This window comes from Clavibacter nebraskensis NCPPB 2581 (genome assembly GCF_000355695.1).
GTDB lineage: Bacteria > Actinomycetota > Actinomycetes > Actinomycetales > Microbacteriaceae > Clavibacter > Clavibacter nebraskensis.
The window spans coordinates 1627382-1639794 of sequence record NC_020891.1 but is presented as its reverse complement, the minus strand read 5'-3'; the positions used below and the strand labels follow the sequence as shown (position 1 = coordinate 1639794).

The 12413-nt window shown below is 73.0% G+C and carries 9 protein-coding genes; all 9 read right to left on the bottom strand.

The features are described from left to right. Positions 1–17: 17 nt before the first annotated feature. The 9 genes from CMN_RS07725 to dusB all read right to left on the bottom strand — a co-directional run bounded on the left by CMN_RS07725 (position 18) and on the right by dusB (position 12332). Positions 18–923: a D-isomer specific 2-hydroxyacid dehydrogenase family protein gene (locus CMN_RS07725; RefSeq protein ID WP_041465490.1), complete on the bottom strand. Its 906-nt coding sequence runs from the start codon at positions 921–923 to the stop codon at positions 18–20. A 110-nt stretch (positions 924–1033) separates the two neighbouring features. Beyond that, the gene (locus tag CMN_RS07720) at positions 1034–1990 is read right to left on the bottom strand and encodes an ABC transporter ATP-binding protein (RefSeq protein WP_015490271.1); all 957 of its coding nucleotides are present in this window, start codon (positions 1988–1990) and stop codon (positions 1034–1036) included. Between the two features lie 113 nt (positions 1991–2103). Further along, on the bottom strand, positions 2104–3816 hold the full coding sequence (locus CMN_RS07715) for a dipeptide ABC transporter ATP-binding protein (RefSeq protein ID WP_015490270.1): 1713 nt from the start codon (positions 3814–3816) through the stop codon (positions 2104–2106). Further along, a complete protein-coding gene (locus CMN_RS07710) occupies positions 3813–4790 on the bottom strand; it encodes an ABC transporter permease (RefSeq protein ID WP_015490269.1) in 978 nt (325 codons plus the stop codon). Before CMN_RS07710 ends, CMN_RS07715 begins: the two co-directional genes overlap by 4 nt. 1 nt (position 4791) lies before the next feature. Beyond that, on the bottom strand, positions 4792–5874 hold the full coding sequence (locus CMN_RS07705) for an ABC transporter permease (RefSeq protein ID WP_374058279.1): 1083 nt from the start codon (positions 5872–5874) through the stop codon (positions 4792–4794). Between the two features lie 156 nt (positions 5875–6030). Further along, positions 6031–7686, bottom strand: coding sequence for an ABC transporter substrate-binding protein (locus tag CMN_RS07700; RefSeq protein ID WP_015490267.1), 1656 nt, complete (start codon positions 7684–7686; stop codon positions 6031–6033). 201 nt (positions 7687–7887) lie between these two features. Beyond that, positions 7888–9780, bottom strand: coding sequence for a DNA primase (gene dnaG / locus CMN_RS07695; protein ID WP_015490266.1), 1893 nt, complete (start codon positions 9778–9780; stop codon positions 7888–7890). Positions 9781–9841: 61 nt separating this feature from the next. Continuing rightward, positions 9842–11116, bottom strand: coding sequence for a deoxyguanosinetriphosphate triphosphohydrolase (locus tag CMN_RS07690; protein WP_015490265.1), 1275 nt, complete (start codon positions 11114–11116; stop codon positions 9842–9844). Then, positions 11106–12332 (bottom strand): tRNA dihydrouridine synthase DusB, encoded by a 1227-nt coding sequence (gene dusB, locus CMN_RS07685; RefSeq protein ID WP_015490264.1) that lies wholly within the window; start codon positions 12330–12332, stop codon positions 11106–11108. Before dusB ends, CMN_RS07690 begins: the two co-directional genes overlap by 11 nt. Between the last annotated feature and the right edge of the window lie 81 nt (positions 12333–12413).

Sequence of the window (12413 nt, the reverse complement as noted above, 5' to 3'; positions counted from 1 at the left end):
CCGGGAGGGCGCCGGTGTCAGTACCCGGAGGACGGCTCGACTATGCCGACGAAGTCGCCTGTCCGCAGGAACGCCTCGGTGTTGAGCCGGATCCGCTCAGCGAGCAGCGGCCGCACCATGTCCGGGGTGTCGGCGGTGTGCGGCGTGACGACGCAGCGCGCCTCGGAGAAGAGCGGGTGGCCGTCGGGCAGCGGCTCGGGCGAGGTGACGTCGAGGCCCGCGCCGTGGATCGCGCCGGAGCGGAGGGCGTCGAGCAGCGCGTCGGGGTCGACGAGCGCGCCGCGGGCGATGTTGACGAGGACGGCGGTGTCCTTCATGGCCGCGAGCTGCTCGGCGCCGATGAGGCCGGCGGTGTCGTCGGTGCTGGCCGCGGCGAGCATCACGACGTCGGCGCCCGGGAGCACCTCGTCGAGCCGGTCGGCCGTGACGGTGCGGTCGGCGCCCTCGACGGGGTCGCCGCTGCGGCGGACCACCGTGACGGTGCAGTCGAACGGCGCGAGCAGCCGGATGTACTCCAGGGCGATGCCGCCCGCGCCGACCACGACGACCTCGGAGCGGTACAGCGAGAGGCCGGCGGAGGATCCCCACGAGGTCGCCCGGGCGCGCTCCGGCAGCTGGCGCAGGGCGGCGAGGGTCAGCGCGAGGGCGTGCTCGGCGACCGGCTCGGAGTAGGCGCCCTTCGCGCTGGTCCAGACGAGGTCGGGGCGGTCGCACGCGCGGAGCGTGTCGGCGAAGGCGTCGACGCCCGCGAACGGCAGCTGCACCCACTGCACCTGCGGGTTCGCGGCGAGCGTGTCGGTGAGCTCCGCGGCGCGGCGGATCGAGAGCCAGACGATGCCGCGGGTCTCCCCCGACAGCTCGGCGACCTCGCCGCCGGCCTCGTGGACGGCCTCGAGGTAGGCGTCCTCCGTGCGCGGCAGCATCGCGATGGGGCCGGGCGTCGGACGCGCGTCGCCCGTGAGGCGGTGCGGCGTGGCGCCGTCGACCGCGCGGTGGACGCGGCGGGAGCCGGATGCGGGTGCGGTGGTGTCGGTCATGAGCGGGGCCTCCGTGGGTGCGGCATGCGGGCGGGCGGTTCAGGGGTGCGCAGCGTGACGATCGGGTCGACGGGGTCCGGATCCCGCTCGGCGGGCTCTCGGCCGGCGTCCGCCGCCGTGCGCGACTCCGCGAGCCCCTGCACGTAGGGGTGCGTGGGATCCGCGAGCACGTCGTCGATCGCGCCGTAGCCCACCAGGGTGCCGCGGTGCAGCACGGCGAGGCGGTCGGTGAGGCGCTCGACGACGGCGAGGTCGTGGCTGACCACGAGGGCGGAGAAGCCGCCGCGGGACTGCAGGTCGCGCAGCAGGTCGAGCACGGCGACGCGGCTCATCACGTCGACGCCCGAGGTCGGCTCGTCCGCGATGAGGAGGCGCGGGCCGAGGACGAGCGCGCGGGCGAGGGCGACGCGCTGGCGCTGGCCGCTGGAGAGCTCGTGCGGGTACCTGTCCTGCGTGCCGGGCGGCAGGTCGAGGGCCGTGAGCAGGGTCACGACGCGGCGGGCGGCGACCTGGCTGTCGAAGCGGCGGTCGCGGGAGAAGATCGGCTCGGCGATGGCCTCGCTCGCGGTGAGCTGCGGGTGCAGCGTCGTGCCGGCGTCCTGCGGGACGTAGCCGATGCCGTACGTGGTGCGCGTGCGCGCGCGGCGCCCCATCCGGCGGAGGCCCTGGCCGAGCACGGAGGCGTCGCCGCCCGTGATCCGCGGCACGGCCGCCCCCTCGTCGCCCGACGGGACGAGGCCGGCGAGCACGCGCGCGAGGGACGACTTGCCGGATCCGCTCGCGCCCACGACCCCGAGCACCTCGCCGGGCTCGATCCGCAGCGTGATCCCGTCGACGGCCGGCGGCGTCTCGGCCCCGCGGCGCGCGGGGTACGCCAGTCGCAGGTCGCGGGCGTCGAGCACGGGCCCGGCGGATCCGCCGTCCGCGTCGGCGTCTCGGGGGGTGTGCGTCATGCGCTGCTCCGTCCTCGGCGCGGTCGTGCGACCGGCCGGCGTGACCGGCCGCACGACGGATGCGGGTTCCGACCCATCATGCCCGGCGTCGGCCGGGCCCCGCTCGGAGCCCGCTAGCCGGCCGGCCGCTCGGCGGCCCGGAGCGCGTGCAGCCGGGCGCGCCGCTCGGCCTGCTCGGCCGGGTCCGGCACGGGCAGTGACGCCAGCAGGCGCTGCGTGTACGGGTGCTGCGGGTTCCCGAGCACGTCGGCGCCCGTCCCCTCCTCCACCAGCTCGCCGCGGTAGAGCACGGCGATGCGGTCGGCGAGCAGGTCGACGACGGCCAGGTCGTGGCTGATGAACAGCGCCGCGAACCCGAGCTCGCGCTGCAGCTCGGCGAACAGCTCCAGCACGCGCGCCTGCACGGAGACGTCGAGCGCGCTCGTGGGCTCGTCCGCGACCAGCAGCGACGGCTCGAGCGCGAGCCCGCGGGCGAGGCTCGCGCGCTGGCGCTGCCCGCCCGAGAGCTCGTGCGGGTACCGGTCGCCGAAGGCCCTGGGCAGCTGCACGGCCTCGAGCAGCTCGTCGACGCGGCCGCGCGCCGCCTGGGGCGTCTTCGCGCGGCCGTGGACGATGAGCGGCTCGGCCACGCACTCGGCGATCGTGAGGCGCGGGTTGAAGCTCGTCGCCGGATCCTGGAACACGAATCCGATGTCGGCGCGGAGCTTCCGGAAGTCGCGCTCGCGCACGCCGAGCATCTCGGTGCCGAGGACCTGGAGGGATCCGCCGGTCACGTTCGTGAGCCCCGCGATGGCGCGCCCGATGGTGGTCTTGCCGGAGCCCGACTCCCCCACCAGCCCGAGGACCTCGCCCGCGTCGATGCGCAGGTCGACGCCCTTGACGGCGCGGAAAGCGGGCGAGCCGAGGCGTCCCGGGTACTCGATCTCGAGCCCCTTCGCCACGACGACGGGCGCCGCCTCGGTGTCCGCCGCCGCGCGGTCCCGGGTGCGCACCGCGGCGCGCTCCACCGTCGCCGCGACGCCCTCGCCGAGCTTCGGCACGGACGCGAGGAGGTTCCGCGTGTACTCCTCCTTCGGCGACGCGAACAGCGTGGCCACGTCGGTCTGCTCCACGAGCCGCGAGCGGTACATGACGGCCACGCGGTCGGCGAGGTCGGCCACGACGCCCATGTTGTGCGTGATGAGGATCACGGCGGCGCCGAACTCGTCGCGGCAGCGGCGCAGCAGGTCGAGGATCTCGGCCTGCACGGTCACGTCGAGCGCGGTGGTCGGCTCGTCGGCGACGATGAGCCCGGGATCCAGCACGAGCGCCATCGCGATGACGACGCGCTGCTTCTGCCCGCCGGAGAACTGGTGCGGGTAGTGGTCGACCCGGGTCTCGGGGTCGGGGATGCCCACGCGGCGGAGGATGTCGATCGCCTTCGCGCGGCCCTCCTTCTTCGAGACGCGGCCGTGGGCGCGGAGGCCCTCGATGATCTGCCAGCCCACCGTGTGCACGGGGTTGAGCGCCGTGGACGGCTCCTGGAACACCATCGCCACGTCGCGGCCGCGCGTGCGGCGCAGCTCGTCGGCGGAGATCGCGAGCACGTCGACCGCGCCCTGGCCCGTCCGGTCGCTGAGGAGGACCGCGCCGTCGGCGACAGCGGTGTCGGGCAGGAGGCCGAGGATCGTGCGGGCGGTGACGGACTTGCCCGACCCCGACTCCCCCACGATGGCGAGGATCTCGCCGGGCGACACCGTCAGGGACACCCCGTCGACCGCGCGGACGTCGCCGCCGTCGGTCGCGAAGGTGACCCCGAGGTCGCGGATGGAGACGACGTCGCTCATGCGGCCACCTTCTTCGTCGAGGCGCGCTTGCGGGCGCGCAGCTTGGGGTCGGAGATGTCGTTCACGCTCTCGCCCACGAGCGTGAGCCCGAGGACGAGCAGCACGATGGCGACGCCGGGGAAGACGCCCGTCCACCAGACGCCGCTCGCGGTGTCCGCGAGCGCGCGGTTGAGGTCGTAGCCCCACTCGGCGGCCGACGTCGGCGAGATGCCGAAGCCGAGGAAGCCGAGCCCCGCGAGCGTGAGGATGGCCTCGGACGCGTTGAGCGTCAGGATCAGCGGCAGCGTGCGGGTGGAGTTCCGCAGCACGTGCACGAACATGATCCGCGGCGTCGACGTGCCGATGACCTTGGCGCTCTCGACGAACGCCTCCGCCTTCAGCCGCACGACCTCGGCGCGGATGACCCGGAAGTACTGCGGGATGTAGACGACCGTGATGCTCACGGCCGCGGCCAGGATGCCGCCCCAGAGGCTCGACTGCCCGCCGGTCAGCACGATGCTCACGACGATCGCGAGCAGCAGCGTCGGGAAGGGGTAGATGGCGTCGGCGATGACCACGAGGATCCGGTCGAGCCAGCCGCCGAGGTAGCCCGAGACGACGCCGAGCAGCACGCCGAGGAACAGCGACAGCACCACGGCGATCACGACGACCGAGAGCGCGGTCTGCGTGCCCCAGACGACCCGGGAGAACACGTCGTAGCCGCCGACCGTCGTGCCCCAGACGTGCGCGGCGTCGGGGGCGGCCTGGCGCGTGAAGGAGCCGGCCTCGTCCCGGTCCTGGTCGAAGCCGAACGGGGCGATGAGCGGCGCGAAGGCCGCGAGGAGGATGAAGACCCCGGTGATGACCATGCCGGCGACGAGCATGCCGCGCTGGAGGCCCACGCTCTGCCGCACGTGCGAGACGAGGGGCAGGCGCTGGAACAGGGAGCGGCGCGCGGGGACGGGCGCGGGCGCCGTGGTGGTGGTGTCGGCCATGTCAGTACCTCACTCGCGGGTCGATGAGCGCCGCGATGACGTCGACGACGAAGTTGGTGACCGCGACGATCACGGCCAGGAGCGCCACGATGCCCTGCACGGCCACGAAGTCGCGCGCCGCCAGGTACTGCGCGAGCTGGAAGCCGAGGCCCCGCCACTCGAACGTGGTCTCGGTGAGCACCGCGCCGCCCAGCATGACGGCGATCTGCAGGCCCACCACGGTGATGATCGGGATGAGCGCGGGCTTCAGCGCGTGCCGGGTGGTGAGCCGGAACTCGCCGACGCCGCGCGAGCGCGCCGCCTCCACGTACTCGGTGCCGAGAGTGGAGATGACGTTGGTGCGCACGAGCCGCAGGAAGATGCCCGCGGTGAGGAGGCCCAGCGCGAGCGCCGGGAGCACCGCGTGCTCGAGCACGTCGCTCACGGCGGTGGGGCTGCCGAGGCGGAGCGCGTCGATCAGGTAGATGCCGGTCGGGTCGTCCAGTCGGCCGAGGGCGACCTCGACGCGGGTGTCCGCGCGGCCCGACAGCGGCAGGATCCCGAGCCAGACGGAGAAGACGAGCTTCAGCAGCAGGCCCGCGAAGAAGATGGGCGTGGCGTAGGCGAGGATCGCGAGGATCCGCAGCACGGCGTCGGGCGTGCGGTCCTTGAAGTACGCGGCGACGAGGCCGAGCGGGATCCCGATGAGGAACGCGACGATGAGCGAGTAGACGACGAGCTCGAGCGTGGCCGAGCCGTACTGCAGCAGCACCTCGCTGATGAGCCGGTTGTCGGTGAGCGAGCGGCCGAAGTCGCCGGTGGCGATCTGGCCGAGGTACTCGAGGTACTGGACGATGATCGGCCGGTCGAACCCGGCGGTCGCGAGGCGCTCCTGCAGCTGCTCCGGGGTGAGGCGGTCGCCCACGGCGGCGGAGATCGGGTCGCCCACGATGCGCATGAGGAAGAAGACCAGCGTCACGAGGATGAGCACGGTCGGGATGATGAGCACGGCGCGGATGAGGATGTACTGGCCGAGCCCGATCCCCTGCTTCCGGGCCTTGGGCTGCGCCCCGGGGGGCGCGGACGCGGGTACGGCGTCCGGGATGACGGTCACGGCGGATGGGCCTTTCGGGTCGTCGGAGGATCGGGGCGAGAGCGGGCGCGGGCACCGCGGGTGACACAGGAGTGGGGCGTCCCGCCGCAGCGGGACGCCCCATCCGGGGAGGGCGTCAGCCTACCGAGCGCCCTCCCGTCGTCCTCATCAGCCCTTGGCGATCGGGGCGTAGCGGAACTTGAAGGAGGCGTCGAGCGTCACGCCCGACACGTCCTTGCCGGCCACCGCGACCTGCGAGCCCTGGAGCAGGGGCAGGGTCGGCAGGTCGGCGGCGACGTCGTCCTGGATCTGTCCGATGATCTCGGCGCGCTTCGTGGAATCGGCCTCCGACAGCTGCTGCGTGATGAGGTCCGTCACGGTGGCGTTGTCGTAGTGGTTCTTCACGAAGGACTGCGGGGAGAAGAACGGCGTGAGGTAGTTGTCCGCGTCCGAGTAGTCGGGGAACCAGCCGAGCTGGTACGCCGGGTACTCGTCGTTGACGCGGGCCTTGCTGTAATGGTCCCAGATGGTGGACTGCAGGTTGACCTGGAACAGGCCGGTCGCCTCGAGCTGCTGCTTGATGAGCGCGTACTCGTCGTCCGAGCCGGCGCCGTAGTGGTCCGGGTTGAACTGGAGCTGCAGCGCGACGGGCGTCTGCACGCCGGCGTCGGCCAGGACCTTCGCGGCCTTGTCCGCGTCCGGCCCGCCGTTCCCGTCGCCGTAGATGCCCTTGAGCGCCTCGTTGGCGCCGGAGAGGCCGTCGGCCACGTAGGAGTAGAGCGGCGTGTAGGTGCCGTTGTAGACCTGGGTCGAGAGCTCCTCGCGGTCGACGAGGTCGGCGGCCGCCTGGCGCACGGCGAGGGCCTTGGCCTCGTCGGCCTCGCCCGTGGTATTGCCGAAGGGCTGCGTGTTGAGGTTGAAGGTGATGTAGCGGATCTCGCCGCCGGGGCCCTCGATGACCTGGACGGAGTCGTCCTTCTTGAGGTCCGCGATGTCGGTCGCGCCGAGCGAGCGGCCCGCGACGTCGATCTCGCCGTTCTGCACGGCGAGCTTCATGGTGGTCTCGTCCGCGTAGTAGCGCGCGGTCACGCCGCCGTTCGCGGGCTTCGGCAGGACGCCCTGGTAGTCGGCGTTCGGCGCGTAGGCGACGAGCTGGTTGAGCTGGAAGTCGGTGATGACGTACTGGCCCGCGAAGGCGTTCGCCGCGACGATGGCGGCCGGGTCGGCCAGCGCGTCGGCCGGGAAGACCTCCTCGTCGACGATGGGGCCGGCGGGGCTGGAGAGCACCTGCTCGAACGTCTGGTCGTTCGCGGTCTTCAGCGTGAAGACGACGGTGGTGTCGTCCGGCGCCGCCACGGACTCGACGTTGGCGAGGAGCGACGACGGGCCGTTGCCGTTGTCGGCACCGTTGGCCGCGATGGTCGCGATGCGGTCGAACGTGAACTTGACGTCGCTCGCGGTGAGCGCGTGGCCGTTCGCGAACTTCAGGTCGGGCTTCAGCTCGACCGTGAACTCGTTGGGCGAGGTGTACTCGCCGGAGACGGCGAGGTCGGGCTCGACGTCCGGGCTGCCGTAGGGGCTGTTGAACAGGAACGGGTAGACCTGGTTCTGCACCGCGAACGAGCCGTTGTCGTAGGAGCCGGCCGGGTCGAGCGAGAGGACCTTGTCGGTCGTGCCGACGACGATGGATCCGCCGCCTGTCGCGCCGTCCTCGGCGAGCGGGTCGCCGGATCCGCCGGAGCAGCCGGCCAGGACGAGGGCCGCGGCGGAGAATCCGGCCGTGGCGAGCAGGACGCGTGAGCGCCGGGGGAATGCGGACGTCATGTTCCGAGTGCCTCTTTCATGAAGGGGATTCGCGCCCGCGCGTCGGGAAGACACGGACGCTGTGCTGTGCATGATTTCTAACACACGGGAAACACCAGCCCGGACCCGGAGGACGCGCGGGGACGCTTCTTCACACGAACGAAACATGGCGAGCGGACGATATCCGCGCGCCGATCGCGGCCCGCGCGGACGGATCCCGCGCTATTCGCGCAGCGCGCGCCGCTCGGCCTCGACCTGCATGAGCTCGCGCTGGATCTCCTGGTACCGCTCGCGGTCATGGGTCGCGTCGGTGCGCTGCAGCCGCCCGATGAGGTCGGCCTTGCGGCGCAGCAGGTCGCGCCCGACGAGCTCCGCCGTGACGCCCTTGACGTAGACGGCGAGCTTGTCGGCGTCGCCCCGGTTCGGCAGCGGCGCGACCCCGAGCTGCTTCACGAGCGTCGCGAACGACTCGGGCACCTCGAGGGCCACGCGCGACAGCCAGTCGGCGCCGCCGAGGGCGTCCATGCTCCCGATGACGCCGTCGCGGACGACCGCGAGGCTCTCGTTGACGAAGGTGACCTGCGCCGCGCGCATCACGAGGTCGTTCCCCACGAGCTCGGGGTGCTGCAGCATCGCCATCAGGGCGTCGCGCTCGAGGCGGGTGGCGAGGTCGGTGGGCAGGTCCATGAGCGACATGGAGCGGGACGCGTCGCCCGCGCCGTCGTCGTCCGGGCCGTGCCCGCCCTGCGCGTGACGGCCCTGCGGCGACCCGCCCGAGCGGTCGGCGCCGTCGGCGGGCATGCTGCGGCCGGCGGTCTGGACGGCGCGGCCGACCTCGGTGAGGTCCATGCCCAGCCAGCCGGCGAGCTCGCGCGCGTAGCCGGGGCGCAGCGACGGGTCGCGGATGTCGGCGACGACGGGGGCTGCCGCCCGGAGCGCGGCGACGCGGCCCTCGACGGTGTCGAGGTCGTGGTCGGCGAGGATCTGCTTGATCGCGAACTCGAACATGGGCTTCTTGCCCTGGATCATGCGGCGCACGGCGTCGTCGCCGCGCGTGAGGCGGAGGTCGCAGGGATCCAGCCCCTCGGGCCCGACCGCGACGTAGGTCTGGGCGGCGAAGCGCCGCTCCTCGGAGAACGCGCGCATGGCGGCCTTCTGGCCGGCGGCGTCGGGGTCGAACGTGAAGACGACCTCGCCGAGGCCGCTGTCGTCGCCGAGCACGCGGCGGAGCACCTTGATGTGGTCGACGCCGAACGAGGTGCCGCACGTGGCGACGGCCGTCGTGACGCCCGCGAGGTGGCACGCCATGACGTCGGTGTACCCCTCGACCACCACGACCTGGCGGCCGCGGCTCACGTCGCGCTTGGCGAGGTCGAGCCCGTAGAGCACGGAGCTCTTGTGGTAGACGGGCGTCTCGGGGGTGTTGAGGTACTTGGGGCCCTTGTCGTCCTCGCGCAGGCGGCGCGCGCCGAAGCCGACGGTGGATCCCGTGAGGTCGCGGATGGGCCACACCAGCCGGCCGCGGAACCGGTCGTACGCGCCGCGGTCGCCCTGGCTGAGGAGGCCGGCGGTCACGAGCTCGGCCTCGGTGTAGCCCTTGGCGTTCAGGTGCGAGGACAGCGCGTCCCAGCTCTGCGGCGCGAAGCCGACGCCGAAGCGCTGCGCCGCGCCCTGGTCGAATCCGCGCTCCCCGAGGAAGGTACGGCCGATCTCCGCCTCCTCGGATCCGAGCTGCTCGACGAAGAACTCCGCGGCCGCCTCGTTGGCGCCGAGCAGGCGCGAGCGGTTGCCCTGGTCGGTGGCGGCCTGGCCGTCCTCGTAGTGCAGCTGGTAGCCGATGCGCTGCGCCATGCGCTCCACGGCCTCGGCGAAGGTCACGTGGTCCATGCGCTGGAGGAACGTGTAGACGTCACCGCCCTCGCCGCAGCCGAAGCAGTGGTAGAAGCCGACCTGCGGCCGCACGTGGAAGCTCGGGGTGCGCTCGTCGTGGAAGGGGCAGAGGCCCTTGAGCGACCCGACGCCGGCGGACTTGAGGGTCACGTACTCCCCCACCACGTCGCCCAGGTTGACCCGGGAGCGGACCTCGTCGATGTCGCTCTTGCGGATCAGGGCCATCGGCTCATCCTCCGTCCGGCGTCCTCGGCGATGCGGGGCCGGCGACCGCGCTCCACGGGCATCAGAAGACGGGCCGGGCGCAGAGGCGCTCGTACCAGGAGATGGCCGACTGGTCGGTGAGGCTGGCGACCTGGTCGACGATGACGCGCTTGCGCGCGTCGTCGTCCCAGGCCTCGCGCCAGTCGCCCGCGAAGCCGGGGTCGAGCTCGTCGGCGCCACGGGCGTGCAGCGCGTCGGCGAGGCCGGCGAGGACCTCGCGCTGGCGGGCGTAGATGGGCTGGCGCGTGTTCTTCGACATGACGAAGGCCGCGACGATGCCCTTGAGCACCGCGATCTCCGCCTGGATCGCGCGCGGCACGACGACGTGCGCGCCGAAGCGGATGAGGCTGCGGTCGGTGTGCGTCGCCCGCGTGAGCTGCGTGGCGGCACCGGCGAACCGGCCGATGAGCTGGCTCGTGAGGTCCTTCAGCGCCGCCTGCGCCCCGCGGCCGCCGTCGTACTCGTCCACCCACACGTCGAGCGAGTCGAGCCGGTCGAACGCCTGGATGAGCTCCTCGTGCGAGTGCGCGCCGCCGATCCACGCGACCATCGAGTCGACGAGCTCCTCGTGGTCGACCCGGGCGCCGAGCGCGCGCACGTCGACGTAGCCGCCGACGATGGCGTCCTCGAAGTCGTGCACGGAGTAGGCGATGTCGTCGCTGAGGTCCATGACCTCGGCCTCGATGCAGCGGCGTCCCGTGGGCGCGCCCTCGCGCAGCCACGCGAAGGCGGCCACGTCGTCGTCGTAGAAGCCGAACTTGCCGCGGCCCGACGGGTCGGGCACCGACTGCGAGCTCGGCCACGGGTACTTGCAGCTCGCGTCGAGGCTGGCGCGCGTGAGGTTGAGGCCGTACGGGCGCCCCTCCGGACCGATGACCTTGGGCTCGAGCCGCGTGAGCAGGCGCAGCGTCTGCGCGTTGCCCTCGAAGCCGCCGATGTCGGACGCCCAGTCGTTGAGGGCCCGCTCGCCGTTGTGGCCGAAGGGCGGGTGGCCGATGTCGTGGGCGAGGCAGGCGGTGTCGACGACATCGGGATCCAGGTCGAGGCTGGAGGCGAGCTCACGGCCCACCTGCGCCACCTCGAGGGAGTGCGTGAGGCGGTTGCGCGCGAAGTCGAGGCCGGCCATGGGGCTCAGCACCTGCGTCTTGGCGGCCAGGCGGCGGAGCGCGCTGGAGTGCAGGAGCCGGGCGCGGTCGCGCGCGAAGTCGCTCCGCCTCGAGGAGTGCTGCTCCGGGTACCAGCGCTCGGCGTCGGCCTCGCTGTACGTGGACCTCGTCGTCGTGCCCTCAGCCGCCACTGTTGTGGATCTCCCCGTCCGCGATGTCCATCGCATCCTGCGCGTCGATGTCGCGGCTCTCGAGCCAGCGGTCCGGAAGCGCCGTGCGCTTCATGCTGCCCTGGCGGCCGCGCGCGCCCTCCGCGCCCGCGCCCGGGTAGGGCTGGTCGCGGTCGAGGGTGGCGAGCAGATCGTCGATCTCCTCCAGCGAGGACGCCGAGGCGAGCGCGGCCCGCAGGTCGCCGCCCACGGGGTAGCCCTTGAAGTACCAGGCGACGTGCTTGCGCGCGTCGCGGCAGCCGCGCTCCTCGCTCTCGAAGAACTCGGCGAGGAGCTCGACGTGGCGGCGGAAGGTGTCGGCGACCTGCCCCTGCGTCGGGTGCGCGCGGGGCGTGGCGGCGGGGTCGAGCCCGGCGGCGCGCGCATGGAACGCGGCCGCGAGGTCGCCGAAGAGCCAGGGCCGGCCGAGGCAGCCGCGGCCGACGACCACGCCGTCGGCGCCGGTCTCGTCCATCATCCGGATGGCGTCCTCCGCCGCCCAGATGTCGCCGTTGCCGAGCACGGGCACGCTGTGGACGGCCTGCTTGAGCGTCGCGATGGCCGACCAGTCCGCGTGGCCGCTGTAGTAGTCGCTCGCGGTGCGCGCGTGCAGCGCGATGGACGCGACGCCCGCGCCCTCCGCGGCGCGACCGGCCTCGAGGTAGGTGAGGTGGTCGGCGTCGATGCCCTTGCGCATCTTGACCGTGAGGGGGATGTCGCCCGCCGCCTTCACCGCGCCCTCGACGATGTCGGTGAAGAGCCCGAGCTTCCACGGCAGCGCCGCTCCCCCGCCCTTGCGCGTGACCTTGGGCACGGGGCACCCGAAGTTGAGGTCGATGTGGTCGGCGCGGTCCTCCGCGACGAGCATGGTGACGGCCTCGCGCACGGTCTTCGGATCCACCCCGTAGAGCTGGATGGAGCGCACCTTCTCCGACGGGTGGTGCGTGATGAGCCGCATGGACTCGGGCGTGCGCTCGACGAGCGCGCGGCTCGTGATCATCTCGCTGACGTAGAGGCCGGCGCCGAACTCGCGGCACAGGCGCCGGAACGCGGTGTTGGTGATGCCGGCCATGGGGGCGAGCACCACGGGGACGTCGAGCGGGATGCCGCCTATGCGGAGGGCGGGCTCGGCGGCGGGCGCGGGCGCGCCGGGCGCGTCGGCCGCGGACGGGACGGGGGCGAGGGTCGGAGAGGACATGACGGCTCGATTCTCCCAGACGGGACGGCGGGCGGCGGACGCGGGGCGCGATCCCCGCGGGGGCGAGGCGGCGGGCGCCTG